We start from the raw sequence: 18,023 nt of genomic DNA, 5'->3' as shown, positions 1-18,023 counted from the left end.
CCAAGGAAACGCAATGAGTCTAAAACGTATTAGCCAGTTTTTTAATCCAAGCTCAGTCGCTGTTATTGGGGCATCAAACACCCCTACTCGGGCTGGTAATGTGGTAATGCGTAATTTATTACAAGGCGGGTTTAAAGGGCCCATCATGCCCGTTACCCCCAATCATACTGCAGTGCATGGCGTATTAGCTTACCCAAGTATTGAGGCTCTCCCCAAAGTACCTGATTTAGCCGTTATTTGTACCAATAAAAACACCTTAATGAAAATTATTGAGCAGCTAGGTACGCTGGGGTGTCATAGCGCTATTATTATTGCTGATGGCCTAACAAGCGCACAAAAACAAGAACTTAAAGATAATGCTGTGAAGCATAAGGTAACGCTGCTTGGCTCAAATTGCTTAGGGTTACTTATTCCGCATATAGGTTTAAACGCGAGTTTTTCGCACACTGTTGCCACGCCAGGTAAACTGGCTTTTGTGTCACAATCAGCGGCTGTTTGTTCAACGATTCTTGATTGGGCTAAAAATAAAGAAATTGGCTTTTCATACTTTATATCTATGGGAGATTGTTTAGATATTGAGTTTGACGAAATACTCGACTTTTTAGGCCGCGATGCTAAAACCAAAGCTATCCTACTTTACATAGATAACATTAATGATATTCGCAGCTTTATTTCTGCCGCGCGTGCGGCGGCATTTTCTAAGCCCGTTATTGCTATTAAAACGGGCAGAACCAGTGCAGGCGCTCTTGCTGCTGAAATACACACCGGCGGAAAACAAAGCTCAGATGCAGTATATGATGCCATGTTTCAACGCGCAGGGATGTTAAGAGTAAATGATTTGCGCGAGCTTTTTGCCGCCACTCAAACCTTAGCAATGCACCCCAAATTATTGCAAGTAGAGCAGCTAACTATATTAACTAATGGCGGCGGCCCTGGAGTGATGGCCGTTGATGAACTTATTCAAAGCTCAGGTAAACTTGCTCAGCTTAGTGATAAAACGCGCGAAGCACTCAATAAAGTGATCCCACATTCAGACACAACATCCAACCCTGTCGATATATTTGGCGATTCTGCGCCAGTGCGTTACAAACACGCATTAGAAATACTGCTTAATGCTAAAGAAGTTAAAAACTTACTGATCATTCATACTCCATCGGCATTGGCCCCGAGTGAAAATTACGCTCAGGTTATTGTTGAGGCACTAAACAAATTACCAAAAATGGCACGCCCGTATGTGATCACTAATTTCATGGGAGAAGATGCCGCCTTCGCAGCCAGACGCATCTGCGCAAATAACGCCATCCCGACCTATCGTACCCCAGAAGGCGCAGTAGGTGCCTTTATGCACTTAGTGAGCTATCGTCGTAACCAAAAACATTTAACCCAAACGCCAGAATCAAACACCGATGATGCGACTATTAATAAAGCAGCAGCGAAAGCAGCTATTAAAGAGTTTTTAAATGATGAGCAACATTACTTATCAACCCATCAAGCGAGTCAAATTTTAAGTAGCTACGGTATAGACTGTATCCAAACTGAAGTAGCCTACACCCCTACTGAGGCAAAAGAGCAAGCAATAGAGCTAGGTTTTCCGGTCGCATTAAAGTTGATGAGCCCCAGCATTCCCTCTAAGTCTGAAGTCGGTGGCGTAGTACTCAACCTCAATGATGCGCAAGAGGTAGAACAAACGGCATTTGCCATGCTGTTAAGAATAAAAAACACCTACCCTGATGCTATTATTGATGGCTTTTCGTTACAAAAAATGGCGCCTAGAGCAGGTGCCAATGAGCTGCGCATAGCCATTAAAACAGAGCCTAATTTTGGGCCAGTTATTTTATTAGGTGAAGCTGGCACAGGGCTTGAGTACGCTCAAGCGGCGGTGGCCTTGCCACCACTGAATATGAACCTAGCTAAATATTTAATTGCCGCCGCCCATGATAAGGGAGTCCTTAAAGATCGCATTCTGCCAGAAAAAGTAGATAAATATCGTTTATGTGCGCTACTGACCCGAATTTCTCAACTCGTTGTTGATCAACCTGATATCACCTCATTAGAGCTTAATCCTATTTTAGCCAGTAATGGGCAGTTTTTAGTCCTTGATGCCACCATGAACCTAAATCAGTATCAGGTTCAGGCGCACCGAAAACGTTTATCAATCCGCCCTTATCCTATTGAGTTGGTTGAAACGGTGACCCTAAAAAATAAGACCTTAGCAACGCTCAGACCAATCAAACCAGAAGATGAGCAAGCACATCAAGAGTTTGACCGCTCCTTAAGCAAAGAAGATAGGTACAAGCGCTTTTTTGGTGAATTGCCACAATTTAACCATGATCAACTCGCTAAAATGACGCAAATTGATTACGACCGCGAAATGGCATTTATTGTTACCCAAACACAAGACGAGCAACAACACACATTAGGGGTTTCGCGAGTGATTATGGATCCCGATAATTTACAAGCAGAGTTTGCCATTGTGGTACGTTCTGATTGCCAAGGGCTTGGGTTAGGGCGTATTTTAATGAACGCGGCTATTTCTCACTGCAGACGCCAAGGCGTGAAAACGGTTGAAGGTATCACACTGCCAGAAAATACCGGCATGATTGAGTTAGCTCGTAAACTCGGATTTAAAATAAGTCGTGATTTTGAAGAAGGCAGTATCAATATGCTGCTCACATTATAATAGGTACTATGCGTAAACTAAGACAAACCATAAACCAAGTATTTGAAGCGTCAGGTAAGTATCAGCGAGCGGGACACATTTTAGATATCATACTGATCAGTATCATTATGATTAATGTGGTGGCGATTGTACTTGAGTCGGTGCGCAGCATCGCAACCGAGTACTATAGCGAGTTTTTAATCTTGGAGCTGGTATCAGTGGCTATATTTAGTGCTGAATACCTAATACGTGCTTGGACCTGTGTCGATCGCGTAAAGTACGCCTCCATGAATTGCTCAAACACACAAAAACGGATTCGATATATTTTATCACCTCTGGCAATTATCGATTTAATTGCCATTTTGCCTAGTTTATTAATGTTTTTCTTTGCTATCGATTTGCGTTTTTTACGGGTACTGCGGTTGTTGCGGGTATTTAAGCTCACTCGTTATTCACGAGCAATGCAATTGTTATTGCAGGCGTTTATTGATGAGTCGAGTTCATTACTGGCGGCATTTTTTATTATGTCTGTGTTACTTATTTTAGCCTCTTGCGGTATTTATTTATTAGAGCACGACATTCAACCAGACAAGTTCGGCTCTATTCCTGCTGCCATGTGGTGGGCAATGGCAACCCTTACCACGGTTGGTTATGGTGATGTTGTGCCTATAACGCCTATTGGTAAACTATTTGGTGGCGTAATCACGTTGGTGAGTATGGGGATGGTTGCCATACCAACCGGTTTATTAGCGTCGAGTTTCTCAGAGCAAATACGCAAACGTCGCCAGCTCTTTGAAGATGCCACCCACGAGAAAATAACCGATGGTAAGCTCACTGATGAGCAGATGCATCACCTTGAGGAGTTACGCTACAAACTAGGGCTAAGTAAGCTAGAGGCCAATAAAGCAATAAAAGCGGAGCTAAATAAACGCAGCTCACACTTATTTTGCCGTCACTGTGGTAAACGTCCTTAATAAAATAATGTATTAAGCGGCGCTTTAAGCTTGTGAGAATACAGGATGCCAATCGTGCTCAATAAGCTCAAGCACCTGCTCTTTAGGCACCGCTTTACTAAACAAGTAACCTTGAAAGTAGCTACAACCTTGCGCTTTTAAAAAAGCCAACTGATGTGCGCTTTCAACCCCTTCAGCAATGCACTCTTTACTTAAACTGCTTGCTAAAGCTAGTGTAGATTGAATAATCGCTTCGTTATCCGAATCAATACCAATATCTTGCACAAAGCTACGATCTATTTTTAATACATCAATCGGAAAGCGCTTCAAATAAGTTAACGAGGCATACCCTGTTCCAAAATCATCCATGTACAACTTACAGCCTAGTTGCTTTAGTAAGTCCATATTTTTAAGCGCATGTTCTGAGTCTCGCATTAAAATAGACTCTGTTATTTCAAATACAATAGCCTCGGGCGGCAGTGCTGCATTGTTTAGTGCTTGGCGAATTTCAGGGACGAGTCCGATAAATTCAAAATCCAGTGCTGAGAGGTTAATTGATAGGTATAGATCAGGACACACTTTACGCCAACGAGCTAACTGCACCAAAGCACGCTTAAATGTTTGTAGCATTATTTTAGTGATTAAACCTATATTTTCAGCTACGTTTGCAAACTCTTGTGTACTCGCTAACTGATTATCAGGCCAGCGTAGTAACACCTCAAAGCCCACTGTTTTTTGCGTAGACGCATTAATAATGGGTTGATAATAATTACAAAATTCATGTTCATGATAAGCTTTGATCAACTGTGATTCTAAATGCATCGCCTTTTCAACACGTTGATTCATTTCTTGTTTGTAAAACTTATAACACCCTTCCAAGCCATCTTTAGCATAATAAAGCGCCACATTTGATGCTTTCAACAGTGCTTTATAATGCGCGGCATCATCAGGGAAAATAGCCACACCAATACTTAGGTGCACATTGACGCTTTGCTGATTCATAACAATGTCTTTACTCACGCAATCCATTAGTTTGGTGCATATAAGTAATACTTCTTCTATTTGCTGAATATCTTCAACTAGAATTACAAATTCATCACCGCCTAAACGCGCGACGCTATCACAAGGGCGTAATGCTGTTTTCAAGCGGTTTGCCACCAGCTTTATTATCTCATCGGCGTTTTCTGTGCCAAATGAATCATTAAAATACTTAAACCGTTTTATATTAACGTGTAACAAAGCCACTTTACACTGATGGCGGCGCGCCTGATCGATGGCATGTATAGCTCTGTCGTTAAACAAGGTTCTATTTGGCAGCCCTGTAAGTGAATCGTAATTAGCTAGTATGTGCAGTTCGCTCTCAGCTAACTTTTGTGCATGAATATCCGTTAAAATAATCACGAAACTACTCAGCCTTTGGCTTTCATCAGCTACGGCGCTTATTTTAACCAGTACATGGCGTTGCTCTTTGTTTGCCAGAACGACAGTGTCTTCACATGAAAAATGTTCGCCCACTTCAAGCTTTTGCATAATTCGTAAATAATCAAAATAGCTACTGCGGGACATTCCCAAATTAAGCGCACGGGTTGAACGAGGCTCTGCTGATAAGCCAAAAGCGCTTTGCAGCGATTTATTTGAGGCACGTATATTAAAGTTTTTATCTAAGATAAACACCCAATCTCGGGTTTGTTCAAACGCGGCGGTAAATAACCGTGCATGCTCTTCAAACACCCTTTCACGTGTCATATTGGTATACGTACCGGCTACTTTTTGCGGCGTTTTTTTGTCCCATTCAACCACCTTGCCAAAGTCTTTGTACCAGCGCCAATGACCTTTGGCGTGGCGTAATCGGTAGGTACAATTAAAATACCCTTTATCTGTTGATAAAAATTCTAACCACTCCAACCTAAAAATAGCACGCTCTTGAGGGTGAATTTTTTCTAGGTAGTCATCTAAACTCACCGAGTCATCTTCGTAGCCTAATTCGTTGACTAATCTAGGCTGATAAATATTTAACTGGCTCGCCTGCCAATCCCATACCCCGGACTCACTTCCCTCTAGTGCAAGCTTTAAACGCGCTTCACTGTCTTGGCTTTCTTTGTGTGCTGCCAATAAGATACGCTGTATTTTGTTGCGCCTCATTACCCATACAGTCACTATGGTGATCAATAAAATGGCATAAAGCGCTAAAAAGTATGGAGCACGCCATAGCGGATATTTCACTTTAATATTTAACGTTGCTGGCGCAGTATAGTCGCCGGTCAATGGATCTTTTGCCCAGACTTTTAACTGGTAACTGCCTGGGTTTAATTTAGGAAACACCACCCGATTATTTCGGGTATAACTTTTTTTACCTTTATCGAGCTGATATTCATAAATAATGCGCTCTTGGAAGCTGAATGACATCGCTGAAAATGCAATCTCAAGCCCGATATCATCATGGTTTAAAGTGATATTTTTTAATGGCTGCTGTAAATTTATAGACAAGTCCCGAGACATTAAGTTGATGCGCGTGATATTGACCTGATCTAATAAACCTTGGCTATTTTTATTGTCTTTAGGATCAAAGTAGGTAAAACCTTTGAGGCTACCGAAGGCAATTCGACCATCCGCTAACTTAGCCATAGCGCCATTATTAAACTCAGCAGAGAGCACCCCATCTGATGTTGTAAATTGCTGAAAATGAATTGTTTCAGGATTTAGTCGCCATATTCCTTTATGGCTACTCATCCAAATCATTCCCTCTTCATCAAGAACCATATCGTACAACAAGGTGCCTAGTTTATTTTTATCTAAATCAATTGTGTGCACTAACTCATAGGTCGTTGCATCTATACCAATCAGCCCAAAATTAGATAACGATAGCCAAAGTATGCCTTGCCCATCTACCACGTAGGAAAGAATACTAACGGCTACATTTTCATGGTGTTTAGGCACTTTATAAATGGTGTTTAAACTTAAATCATTGGGGTTAAATTGATATAAAACGCCACCACTAAAAAATAATGGCTTCTCGGGTTGGTGCGGTAATGGGGGTAAAAAGCCATGCGCTAAAAAAGGGTCAAATTGTGCTAATTCGCCTTTTAAGTGAACTAATTGTCGGCTATCAATATTATATTTAAACATACCATGATCTGGGTGTACAAAATACAAATCCCCGTTTGGTAGCAATGTCAGGCCATGCATCCAATCATTTAAAAAAACCTGATTGGTAGGACTGTTAGTTTTTGGTTGGGTAAGTTGCTGAGTTTGCGGGTCAAAAATGAATAATCCTCGGTTTGAGTGCAGCCAGAGTTTATCTTTGTAAGGCATAATTTTGAAAATAGTAAACTCTGTGGTCAGTAAATCGACTTTATAATCTTTTAAATACACCTTTGAGCGATTACTTTTTAAATCAACCGCAGTTAAACCATTGTGTGTGCCTAACCATAGCTTTTCTTGGAACTCCTTAATTGACCATACCGAATGATGTGATAAACCATCCCCAATCAGTGCATTTCCCTCTACATTATAAAACTTGTAATTGTCGCCCGATAAATAAAACGCACCATCGGTTTTAGTGGCTAGCCACATTCCGCCCGATTTATCTTTCACCATATCAATAATACTGTTATCGGCGAGGGTGTACTTACTCTGTTGGATACGTTTATTTTTTACCACTTTTTTAGTAGTTAAATTAAAACAAAGCAGGCCTTTATCTGTTGCTAAATCGAGCACTCCTTGCTGATTATCAATATCCCAAACATTCAAATCGGCCAGTAATTTTTGGCTTGTAAATGATTGTTCGCGGTTGTTAAACATTACCTCTAAATTACTAATATCAACAGCGTATAAGCCCTTAACCGCACCTACAAGCAACTGATTGTTATTACCTAGCGCAAATGATTTCACATTATTTTGATAAATATGTACATCCGTTTCACTCAAGTGCTCGAGTGGCCTTACCTGCTGTGTTGCGATGTTAAAAACATACGCACCGTCTGTGCTACCTATAAAAATATAACCGTTATAATGAAACAAAGTACGCACAAACGCATTTTCAAATTGCTCAGGAAGTGTAAATAAGGAGGTAATAGAGCCGTTGTCTATATCGAGTTTTGCAAACTCTCGGCCTTGTCCAATCCATAAGGTTTTATCATCGGTGGCTAACATAGTAAAAACGGACTGCTGTAGTATTTGCTCTTCTGTGACAGGTTTTTCTATGTATTGTTGGTAGGTATCCGTTTTCGGATCGTATCTGAACAAGCCTGCTAATAAGGAGGCAATCCAGATATGCCCTTGCTGATCTTGATATATGCGATCAATGTTCGCCTCTTCTAACTCACCATTAGGGCCATTGATTGTAATAACTTGATAGCCATCGTAACGGTTAAGGCCCCCTTCAGTAGAGAGCCATAAATACCCATTGTTATCGATCAGCATGGTATTAACGTAACTTTGAGATAAGCCTTCGCTTGGGGATAATCGTTTTACTTGCGCTGTTACTTCAACGCTTATGAGCATAAACAGCACAAATATGGCTGTGATAAACCCATTAATACTCATACCCATGCTTGCCCTATTACTAATTTATGTTTTATTGATATTTCAATGCGGTAATATTTCGGTGCTTATAAGCATCAAATAGCGTTAATAATGCAGGAGTATATGTTAACACTTGGTTAAAACCAAGTGCTTGATAAAAATCAGTAAGGCGTTGATAAGCAAAGGTGTAAACAGGTTCTGTTTGCGCATTTAAAAGGGCAACTAATAACTGGGTTGCCACCCCCTTTGAACGATAAGAAGGAGCCACGAACACCGTTGATAAAAATAAAAATGTGGGCTTATTCTGTAACCGGCAGGCGGCAATAATCGTATTATTATCGTAAGCGACCCAGACCTGATCCTGTTTATTAGCACGGCCGCGGACGTTATATAACGTATAAAACTTATTAACTAAGGGCGTTTTAATTGATTCTAATTGTTTAATTACAAGCATAGTAGGCAAACCCTAGCTAAGCATAATGGCCAAATACTGCTCAAATTTTTGTTTTAAAACACCTTGCTCTGCAACAGGACGACTATGCAGAGTGTCGTACACTTGCTCACGCGTTTTTTTACCGCGCTTAATTTGATAAGCCCAAAATGAGGCCTCGTAATCTAACTGAATTTGATACTTTTGCTCTCGCGGCAAGTTACACAGATTAAAACTCATATTCACTCCAATTATTAGGGGCTATAAACTTATTGTTGCCTGCATGAATACAGGTAAATGGCGTGAGCAGCATACGGAGGCTTTGCTCGGCTTTTACTAGCCCACTAGGTTAAACAACTCGCTCGAGCGCCCCTAGTTTGAACAAATTTCCATCCGCAAAGGTCAACAGCCCCTCGCTCAATAAAACATAGATTATACGTTTAAGCTTATAAAAAACTAACTCTATAACTAATAAAAATAAGCGACTGTAAATAATTCAACGTAATCAATAATTGTTGGTGGTAACTTTTGCAAGATTACTAATGCAAACTGTGCAAAAGACAAGCAATTTGTTACTATGGCTGCTTATTATCTTGCCGCAATTAATTGGAAATACTGACGTGCTTAAACGCTTTAACGGATTGCTGGTATTACTGTGCTTAGTTTTTAGTAATATGTCTTTTGCGCACAGTTATAGCTACACATTTAATCGCCCGCAAAACACTCAACAAGCAAACTATACCATTGAGCTATTACAATTGGCCTATACAGATATGGGCTTTAAACTAAATATTGTCGATTTTAATCGTCAAAATGCACTATTTGCAGCAGATAATGGCATGTTAGATGGGCAGCTTGCTCGCGATATCAGTATTGAAAGTGCCTATAAAAATTTAATTCGAGTTAACTATCCACTCTTTAAATTTAACCTTGAACTTTATAAACGCTGTGAGCCCAGCTCCACTAAAACCATAGATAGCGTTGCTATTATTTCCAGTTACCCTGTACAACAGCGATATTTAGACAGTATTGATTTTCAAGGTAAGGTAATTGAAGTTAAAAATAATAATACGCAGCTTAACTTACTGATCCAGCAAAAAGTACAAGGAGCGTTACTTATTGATTTTGCGATGGCAAATAAAACCATTCCTCCCTCTTTAGGCTGCTATGAAAAACAAGTCGTTGCAACCTACCCGCTTTATCATTATTTACATCACAGTCATGCGGATATTGTTCCCCAGCTAGAAGTAACACTGGATAAGTTACACAATAACGGCACAGTTGCAAAACTCAGGTCAAAATACAACCTACACTTTTAAAAATCAAAACCTTGTTGATCTGCTTGCGGTGATGATTGTGCCACTTTATTTTTTTGCTGTAAGTAACGTTTATAGCGCTGCTGGCATAAACTCAATACTTTTTTCTTTTGGGAATTCGTTAACGAATTCCATGAAAAACGCTCATCGCGACTGCGATAACAGCCTTTGCAATAACCGCGATTATTAACTAAGCAAATACCTTTACAAGGGCTAGGAATATCAAATATTTCAATTTGTTGCATTTTACCCTCCGGTATTAAAAGCATAGCCTGAGTATAGCGCTATTTTTGTGCAAAAAAAAAGCAGCAAATAAATTGCTGCTTTGTTGTTAGCTTAAGCTGTTAATTACTGCTCACAGCTTTGTTCATCTACTTGTGTTTTTCGATGAAATGGCTTGGCATACATAGCTAAAACCAAAGCCCTTAACTCTTCTGGCACCTTGGCCAAACGTTCTTCAAATTGTACTGCGTCATTTTTATTGATCACCGCCTCAGTGCAGCCAGCAGCAATAAAGTTGCCTGGGTGTAAGTAAAACGAATCAATAATTTGCTTATCAATGGTTTTTGCCAGTTCATCGGCACTGTCACAACCTGACTCAATAGGCTGACCAAACGATAAATGCACATGCCCTTTGGCTGAACTAAACCCTTCAACAATGCTGGCAATATCTTCACCCGCCGATTTAACATACTTCCCATGATGTTGTTTATGATATAGCTCTTTTGCCTTAGCTATAGCACAAGGCTCGTATTGGTAAGAGATTGCAACTGGCACCACTTTGAGCTCTTTAATGTATTCGCCAAATTCTTTCTTTTGTTTACGGCCATTAAGTTGCAACATTTTTAAAAGCGCAGGATCAGTTTGATCAACCCCATCTTTAGCGCGCCCTTCTTTTTGGGCAATCCAAATTGAATGCCCGCTACTGAGTGAATCATAAATATAAGCCGATAACTGAGTCAGCGCTTTTAACATCTCTTTTGGGGCTTTCGCTGAGCGTTTCACAATAAAACTTTTATTTAAGCGCATAAGCTCAGTAATGTAAGGAATTTGCAGCAAGTTATCGCCAATCGCAATTCTCACTGTTTTCATTTTATGCTGGAATAAGCCCCAATTAACCAGTGCAGGGTCAAGTACAATATCTCTGTGGTTTGAAACAAAAAGATAGGCTTGATTAGGGTCTAAGTCTTCTAAGCCAGAAAAAGTGACTTTTGAGGTGGTACGTTTTATTAATATATTTAAGTAATGTGCCACTTCATTTTGTACATCTTCAACCGTTTTAACTTTGCCCCACTTTTTGCGCAACTGATGCTTTATTATAGCGCGTGCTAAAAACCCAACTGCGGATATAAAGCGTGGCAAATTGTATTTTGCAATTACATCAATAAACGCATTATCGTTAATTAATCGCGTTAATGAGGCGGCAACTTCATCGTCATTGTAAGGTCTTATATCTGCGTACTTATCTTCTAATTCAATCATTTACTGCATCTACAAAGTTAAAAACGGCGCGTTAAAACGCCCCGCTGTGTCTGATTTTGATTATAACTCAATCAAAAATACGAAACTAGCAATACTAAAGTTCGATTTACTGAGTTTTCATAGCGTTATAGTTTAACGCTGAGCCTAGCTGTCTTGCTAACAACGCATACGTATAGACTATGGCTATTAATTATTAATTTAAATGGGTAGACCTTACTAACAGCACTTTATTCAAGTTAACTTAGCAAGGCAGTTGCTCATAATAACATGCCAGTTAAGCTTCAGTGGGCAGACCACATTTAAATATGGCTCTACAACTGCTAATGTAAACGCAACATGATAAACCCAATAACATTCAAATAGATGATACTCTTTTTATCACAAGCACTTCGCGTACAGGGGTTATTATTCCCTTAACACATACACTATTAGGACACACCGTGAACATAACAATTCTTGATAACGCTACACTGGCAAACACCTCACTTGATTGTATCTCAGCACTGGGAAAACTTACCGTGCATCAGCTAACTAGCCCAGAGCAAGTGCTAGCACATAGCCAAAATGCAGAGGTGTTAATCACCAATAAAGTAGTGATTAATCGTGACACCATGGCACAATTAACATCACTCAAACTTATTTGTGTTAGTGCTACCGGCACCAATAATGTTGATTTAAATGCCGCGAAAGATTTAGGCATTGCGGTAACCAATGTTGCTGGTTATTCAACCCCCTCGGTTGTGCAGCACACCTTTTCGTTAATTACTAACTTATTAGGCAATACTCATCGCTACCAAGCGGACTGCCAACAAGGTGCATGGCAAAAAAGTGAAATGTTTTGTCGCCTTGATTACAGCTTTAATGATTTTCAGGGTAAAACATTAGCCATTATTGGTGGGGGAACTCTGGGCAATGCTGTATCTAAAGTGGCTGAAGCCTTTGGTGCTCATGTCATTGTTGCAGAGCGCAAAGGTGCTGAGTGTCGCCAAGGACGCACGCCTTTTGAAACCGCAATAAAAACAGCGGATATTATCAGCGTACATTGCCCACTTAATGATGAAACGCGTGACTTAATTACGCTTAATGAATTAAAAATGATGAAACCAACTGCGCTTATTATTAACACCGCGCGCGGGGGGATCATAAACGAAGCCGACTTAGCACAAGCCTTAAAAACTAATGTGATTGCTGGTGCAGGTGTTGACGTACTAACCAAAGAGCCTGCTGAGCACAACAATCCACTGGCCAATTACACGGGAGATAACTTACTACTAACCCCACATATAGCGTGGGCCAGTACCGAATCTATTGCGCGCTTGGTTAAAGAAGTGAGTTTAAATATCGCTGCATTTAGTCAACAAGAGTCGCGTAATCGCTTGGTTTAATGCCGTTAAATTAAGTTAGTCAAAATAACTAAAAAGTGGCTTTTAATTTTACTTCTTAAAAAAGCCACTAACTCAAAAAATCACTTTAAAAATAAATAATTGATTTTTAAAGATTAAAAAACTGGCCTAGTCTTTGCTCTAAAGTCTGTAATTAATCATCTAGGATAATAAAAAATGAAAAAAACACTTTTAATCGCCGCCCTTACCGCTCCTTTTTTAACTGGCTGTGTTATTGCTGTATCCGATGGCGAAGCGGAGGGTCATTGGGCTGGTAATAGTTCTTCTAGCTGGCAGGCAACACATAAGAATAATCGTGAAATTATTTCAGGCTTGGCAATGGATAGCTCTTATCAGTCTGTATTAAAAGCCCTAAAAACACCTGACTTCACCGAATTACTAAAAAAAGAAGAGGATGTTTACCAAGTCTTATTTTATGCAACGCACAGCATCCATTCAGATGGTAAAATGACTAAAGATGAATGCACACCGTTGGTATTTAAAAATGATAAATTAGTTGGTATTGGTGCCTCAGCACTGCAAATGCTGACAAACTAAGTAACTACAACATTTATTGGGCGCTAATTTGATTGCGCCCTAACTTTTTCGCATTATACAAACCGGAGTCAGCTTCTTCTAACAATGCTTTTTCAGTGTAAGCTTGGCTACTCTCACTAGAAGCAATACCGATGCTAATGGTGACGTGTGTAGCGTTAAAAGACGCATTATGTTCAATATTCAAATCATTAACGGCGTTACGTAACTTGTTGGCAAAAGCGATTGCACCTTGCTGATTGGTTTCTGGTAATACGGCCACAAATTCTTCACCGCCGTAACGCGCAATAAAATCACCGCCACGCTCACATTGCGTGGCTAACGTTTTTGCCACTGTTTTTAAACATTCGTCTCCAGCTCGGTGGCCATAGTAGTCGTTATAACGTTTAAAATGATCAATATCTATGAGTAAAACGCACAAAGGAGAGTGGTTACGCTTACTTCTACGCCACTCTCTTTCTAAGTTCTCATCTAAATAACGTCTATTGGGTATTTCTGTTAAGCCATCAATAGAGGCAAGCATTTCTAGCAAATCATTTTTTTGCTTAATTAATAGCTGGTTCCGCACCCTAACTTTCACAATAGCGGCACTAAATGGCTTACCAATATAATCCATTGCGCCGAGCTCTAGCCCCTTTGCCTCATCTTCATGACGGTTGTTTGCAGAGATAAAAATAATAGGAATAGCCTGACTTATACTGTTCTCTTTTAGCTGTACGAGCACTTCATAACCATTCATACCAGGCATCATGATATCTAAAATGATTAAGTCTATTTGCGTGTGTTTAACAAACTCCAGCGCGTCTTCACCGCTTGTCACTAAGTAAACATCATGCTCATCGCTTAAGGTTTTTTCTAAAATGATTCGGTTATGCGCATCGTCATCTACAATTAATATTTTTGCTTTATTTATCATTGCTTACATCTAAAATTTTTATAAAAATATGAACTTGTTTTAACTGTATTATCAGCTCTTTAATTGCAGCATTGGCGTTCTTGTCGCCCACTTTTAATAATTGCTCAGTATGTTGAGCACATAATAATAATCGGTTAAACCCTAAGTTTCCTGCTATCCCTTTTAGACTATGCACTAAGCGTACCATTTCAATAGTAGGTATGTCTTTTTGAAGCTCAGCTGAATATGACTCATTTAACACCGCTAACTTAGTAAGCATGCTTTGCAATAGCTTCTCATCATTATTGAACTGTGTCAAAGCGAAGGTTTTATCAAAAAAGCAAGGCTTAGATATGCCTAAATCAGCTATCGATGCCAATAAAATAGGCGCAACCACGGGCTTAGTTAAATGTTTATTCATACCACTATTCAATGAACGTGCAATATCGGCAGGCTCACAATGTGCAGTTAATGCAAAAATAGGCAATTGCTGGGCGTCAAACTGTTGGCGTATTATTTGGGTTGCTTGATAGCCATCAATACCCGGCATTTGAATATCCATTAAAACCAAATCGGGGCGCAATATATTCACCCATTCAACCCCCTGTTTAGCATCACTAGCAGTCACAACATTCACTTTGGCTTTACACAATATACTGCTAATAATATCGAGGTTGAGCGGGTTATCATCTATGGCTAATACTAAGGTTCCCGCTATTTCTTCCTGTGGTTTATCCGCTTTATATTGAGTTACTTTCTTTAACTTTTCAGGGGTTAAACTAAGTAACCGCTGCGCCAGTGCACTGCGCGGTAAATACTGGCTAATAAAAGAGTCATTTATTGAAAGCTGACTCGGTTGCGAGTGCGCTATAACGATGAGTGAAGTAGTACGAGTGTGTAATACTGCTTTTATTGCTGACGTGAGAAAGGCAGGTACGTCATCAGCATCGATTACAATGGTATGCGCTTGTTGCAAACAATCAGGATCAGTTACGACTATTTCAAGAGCTTGATTATTGAAAAAAGGATGCGTGGTAATAACCTGATTAAGCAACTGACTCTTCGCGCTGGTGATCAGTAATAGTCTATCTGTAAAGCTTGCTGATTTCTCGGTATCTGTCGCTAAATCAAGCGTGAAGTAAAAATGACAGCCATGGCCTTTATCACTACTGAGTGCAATTTCACCTCCCATTAATGCCACACTATGCTTTACAATTGCTAGCCCTAAGCCAACCCCTTGATGCAAGCGAGTAGATGATTCATCACCTTGTGTAAAGGCATCAAATAAACGGCGTTGATCCGCTTGAGCAATCCCCACTCCTGTATCGATAACCTGAAAACAAATACGCTGCTCTTTATCGCCCTGGCTCGGCTGTAATGTCATTTTTAATGTCACACTGCCTTTATTGGTAAACTTAACGGCATTGGTAAGTAAGTTACCTAATACTTGTTGCAAACGAATTGTATCGCCGACTAAAAATGGAGAAATTTGCGAGTCTATGTCGATTTTTAGCTGTATCTGTTTTGTTTGGCATAAAGGTAAAATTAAACTTTCGCAGGTGTCAATCAAATCAACTAAGCACAATGGCGCTAATTGCAGCGTTGCTTCTTTACTTTCAACGCGGGCAAAATCAAGCATACTATTTAGCATCTGCAACAAATTATTAGCCGCATATTTTGCTTGGCTAGTTTGTTGAATTTGCCGCTGCGTTAACCCGTGCTCTGCGAGCATATCCAATAACCCCAACACGGCATTGAGGGGGGTGCGTATTTCGTGGCTTAAATTAGCAATAAAACGGCTTTTAGCTAACGTGGCACGCTCTGCATCATCTTTGGCTTTGGTAAGCTCTGTAACATCTTGAATATGAATAACATAATAAAGCGGCTGGCTATTTTCATTCCAAATTAACGACATACTCAACTGTAACCAGGCATTTAATCGGGTATGAGCCAAGGTTAAGTGAAACACCCTTTTTTTATTATTTAATAATTGCTGTAGTAACGCTTCAAGCTTCTTCCATTGTGTATTATTAAAAAGCGCATAAAAAGGAGTATCGGTTAATTTATCATGCTTGGAAAATAATTTTCGTGCGGCTTTGTTTACTTGTAAAATAGCGTACTCAAGCGACAGTAAAAACACCCCATTTGCGGCAAATTCAATTGCGCTTCTAAATATAGATTCAGACTCTTTTAATGCATACAAAGTATGTTGTTGTTCTGTAATATCACGGCCAACCCCCATAGTTCCTAATAATTGCTGCTGTTCATTGTAAAAGGGAGCAATGGTTAACTGATAAGTTCGCTCAGCAACATCTATGCGCTGCTGAATTTGCATTTTATGCTGTAATACTTGATATTCCAGCAAACTAATTTGTTCATACTCATTACTTATGTTGTGTATTTGCTGCCCAAGGAGTTCACCTTGAGTTTTTCCAATAAACAACTCAAACGCTTTATTACAGCCTAAAAAAATGCCTTCTGTATTTTTAAAATAAATAAAATCAGGCACGCTATTAAGTACTGTGTTTAATAACGCTAAATGACGCTCTTTTGCTTGGTCGCTATGTTTTAGCTTTTGCGATTGTTGCCGTACTTGATCATCTAACTTTTGATTAGCATTTTGCAAAGAAATAACTAAGTGCTCATTTTTCGCAAAAATAGCTTTTACCCGCGCAAACCAAGGTTGCCAGTTTAACGGTATTTGGTAATTTAAATACCCGCTATTGTCATCGTTATGATGCTCTAAATAACGTATCAACTCGGTCATAGGTTTGATAAATATACGTTTGCTTAACCAAAAAAAGATGTAAAACATCAAACATAAAAATAAGACTAACAAAATAAACTCTATCAATACTTCATAAACAATATCGCTTGAGAGAGTGTGCTTGTCAGCAAGAAACGCCAGATGAATAGGGTTCTTTTTTGAAGGTTGAATTAAAAATAATGAGTCTGCTCGCGCATTACTCTTTTGTGAGGGGCTTTTAATATTAGGCCAATAGGTCGATAACTTTATGGCTTGATTAATTGGCTGCTGTGAACTGGCAATAATTTCATTCTCTTGGTTGATAAAAACATACTCGCCTTGCTTTGAGGTTATTTTTTTCAACCAACTAGAGATAGCCTGTAAGTCATATATTAAAACAATATAATCTGAGGAGTTAAGCTCTCGCTGTCGGCCAACTGCAAAATATGCGTTATTGTCTACTTTAATAACGGCACTTGAAGTGAGTGTGTTCGCTGAAGGTAAGGGTTTAAAATCGCCATTAAGTACCTGCGTTAAAATATAACTTTGTGTATTGTTACGCCGAGCTAAATAAGCAAAGCCGCGCTCATCAACATAGGCTACAGAATGCAGCGACGACAGCAGCGCTAAGGCAGTGTTGAAAGACGGAGCCAGCGACATGACTTTTTGCCAGCGAGATAATGCCTGTTCGGAATAGCTGAATTGGCCTTTTCCTACTATTTCGCCATTAAAATGTGCTACCTGGCTATAATAATAATGCTCGTATTGATTAATGTTTTTTGTGAAGGCCTGATTCGCTGGTTGTGGGGCGTGTTTGTCATACATTATAAACATCGCATTAAGTAAATCGTCCATGCCTTGCATATCATGGTCAAGCTGCGCCGATAACGCACTAAAATCGGTGGTCTTTTTTGTTATTGCACGGTCCATTTTTATATCATAAAAATGCAAACACAAAAAAGAGGCCACCAATAAAGGGATTGCTAACGCCACAAAAACAGAGCGATGATAATGTTTTAGCGGTAAAAAATTCAACGACCTACCTAATTATTAGCTCAAAAATAAAACTGTAGACTATAGA

The 18,023-nt window shown here is 39.6% G+C and carries 12 protein-coding genes; 5 read left to right on the top strand and 7 right to left on the bottom strand.

Translation table 11 applies throughout. The annotated features are described in order from the left end of the window. The first annotated feature begins 13 nt into the window (after positions 1 to 13). Both MTN97_RS04320 and MTN97_RS04315 read left to right on the top strand, forming a co-directional pair. Positions 14 to 2,680: a bifunctional acetate--CoA ligase family protein/GNAT family N-acetyltransferase gene (locus tag MTN97_RS04320; protein WP_248473765.1), complete on the top strand. Its 2,667-nt coding sequence runs from the start codon at positions 14 to 16 to the stop codon at positions 2,678 to 2,680. An 8-nt stretch (positions 2,681 to 2,688) separates the two neighbouring features. Continuing rightward, positions 2,689 to 3,633, top strand: a complete 945-nt coding sequence (locus MTN97_RS04315; protein WP_036980200.1) for an ion transporter — start codon at positions 2,689 to 2,691, stop codon at positions 3,631 to 3,633. Between the two features lie 24 nt (positions 3,634 to 3,657). On the opposite strand, the gene MTN97_RS04310 is transcribed toward MTN97_RS04315, so the two are convergent. Genes MTN97_RS04310 through MTN97_RS04300 form a run of 3 tightly spaced genes read right to left on the bottom strand, consistent with a single transcriptional unit; the run spans position 3,658 to position 8,806 of the window. Beyond that, the gene (locus MTN97_RS04310) at positions 3,658 to 8,163 is read right to left on the bottom strand and encodes an EAL domain-containing protein (protein ID WP_248473764.1); all 4,506 of its coding nucleotides are present in this window, start codon (positions 8,161 to 8,163) and stop codon (positions 3,658 to 3,660) included. 25 nt (positions 8,164 to 8,188) lie between these two features. Further along, complete coding sequence (locus MTN97_RS04305; protein WP_069439852.1) at positions 8,189 to 8,590, bottom strand: GNAT family N-acetyltransferase; 402 nt, start codon at positions 8,588 to 8,590, stop codon at positions 8,189 to 8,191. A gap of 12 nt (positions 8,591 to 8,602) precedes the next feature. Beyond that, on the bottom strand, positions 8,603 to 8,806 hold the full coding sequence (locus MTN97_RS04300; protein ID WP_013465864.1) for a DUF3283 family protein: 204 nt from the start codon (positions 8,804 to 8,806) through the stop codon (positions 8,603 to 8,605). Between the two features lie 434 nt (positions 8,807 to 9,240). On the opposite strand from MTN97_RS04300, the gene MTN97_RS04295 reads away from it, so the two are divergent. Further along, positions 9,241 to 9,885, top strand: coding sequence for a transporter substrate-binding domain-containing protein (locus MTN97_RS04295; protein ID WP_248473809.1), 645 nt, complete (start codon positions 9,241 to 9,243; stop codon positions 9,883 to 9,885). Here MTN97_RS04295 and MTN97_RS04290 read toward each other — a convergent pair. Both MTN97_RS04290 and MTN97_RS04285 read right to left on the bottom strand, forming a co-directional pair. After that, positions 9,882 to 10,127, bottom strand: a complete 246-nt coding sequence (locus tag MTN97_RS04290) for a DUF1289 domain-containing protein (protein WP_013465866.1) — start codon at positions 10,125 to 10,127, stop codon at positions 9,882 to 9,884. The genes MTN97_RS04295 and MTN97_RS04290 overlap by 4 nt on opposite strands. A 103-nt stretch (positions 10,128 to 10,230) precedes the next feature. Next, positions 10,231 to 11,364, bottom strand: coding sequence for a 1-acyl-sn-glycerol-3-phosphate acyltransferase (locus MTN97_RS04285; protein ID WP_248473763.1), 1,134 nt, complete (start codon positions 11,362 to 11,364; stop codon positions 10,231 to 10,233). A gap of 440 nt (positions 11,365 to 11,804) precedes the next feature. Here MTN97_RS04285 and MTN97_RS04280 point away from each other — a divergent pair, with 440 nt between their 5' ends. Further along, entirely contained in the window at positions 11,805 to 12,749 is a 945-nt protein-coding gene (locus tag MTN97_RS04280; protein WP_069439849.1) for a D-2-hydroxyacid dehydrogenase, read from the top strand. Positions 12,750 to 12,923: 174 nt separating this feature from the next. After that, on the top strand, positions 12,924 to 13,304 hold the full coding sequence (locus MTN97_RS04275) for a DUF3192 domain-containing protein (protein WP_069439848.1): 381 nt from the start codon (positions 12,924 to 12,926) through the stop codon (positions 13,302 to 13,304). A gap of 13 nt (positions 13,305 to 13,317) precedes the next feature. Here the strand turns inward: MTN97_RS04275 and MTN97_RS04270 are convergent, their stop codons facing one another. Both MTN97_RS04270 and MTN97_RS04265 read right to left on the bottom strand, forming a co-directional pair. Beyond that, positions 13,318 to 14,217 (bottom strand): diguanylate cyclase, encoded by a 900-nt coding sequence (locus MTN97_RS04270; protein WP_069439847.1) that lies wholly within the window; start codon positions 14,215 to 14,217, stop codon positions 13,318 to 13,320. Next, on the bottom strand, positions 14,207 to 17,977 hold the full coding sequence (locus MTN97_RS04265) for an ATP-binding protein (protein WP_248473762.1): 3,771 nt from the start codon (positions 17,975 to 17,977) through the stop codon (positions 14,207 to 14,209). Before MTN97_RS04265 ends, MTN97_RS04270 begins: the two co-directional genes overlap by 11 nt. Positions 17,978 to 18,023: the final 46 nt, after the last annotated feature.

This window comes from Pseudoalteromonas sp. 2CM36K, from assembly GCF_023161865.1.
Classification (GTDB): domain Bacteria; phylum Pseudomonadota; class Gammaproteobacteria; order Enterobacterales; family Alteromonadaceae; genus Pseudoalteromonas; species Pseudoalteromonas tetraodonis.
This window is presented reverse-complemented; position numbering and strand designations above follow the sequence as displayed.

Excerpts from the sequence above, each read along its gene's own strand:
- MTN97_RS04290 (WP_013465866.1), bottom strand. The coding sequence starts at position 10,127 with ATGCAACAAATTGAAATATTTGATATTCCTAGCCCTTGTAAAGGTATT.
- MTN97_RS04320 (WP_248473765.1), top strand. The coding sequence starts at position 14 with ATGAGTCTAAAACGTATTAGCCAGTTTTTTAATCCAAGCTCAGTCGCT.
- MTN97_RS04270 (WP_069439847.1), bottom strand. The coding sequence starts at position 14,217 with ATGATAAATAAAGCAAAAATATTAATTGTAGATGACGATGCGCATAAC.
- MTN97_RS04295 (WP_248473809.1), top strand. The coding sequence starts at position 9,241 with ATGTCTTTTGCGCACAGTTATAGCTACACATTTAATCGCCCGCAAAAC.
- MTN97_RS04275 (WP_069439848.1), top strand. The coding sequence starts at position 12,924 with ATGAAAAAAACACTTTTAATCGCCGCCCTTACCGCTCCTTTTTTAACT.
- MTN97_RS04300 (WP_013465864.1), bottom strand. The coding sequence starts at position 8,806 with ATGAGTTTTAATCTGTGTAACTTGCCGCGAGAGCAAAAGTATCAAATT.
- MTN97_RS04285 (WP_248473763.1), bottom strand. The coding sequence starts at position 11,364 with ATGATTGAATTAGAAGATAAGTACGCAGATATAAGACCTTACAATGAC.
- MTN97_RS04305 (WP_069439852.1), bottom strand. The coding sequence starts at position 8,590 with ATGCTTGTAATTAAACAATTAGAATCAATTAAAACGCCCTTAGTTAAT.
- MTN97_RS04310 (WP_248473764.1), bottom strand. The coding sequence starts at position 8,163 with ATGGGTATGAGTATTAATGGGTTTATCACAGCCATATTTGTGCTGTTT.
- MTN97_RS04315 (WP_036980200.1), top strand. The coding sequence starts at position 2,689 with ATGCGTAAACTAAGACAAACCATAAACCAAGTATTTGAAGCGTCAGGT.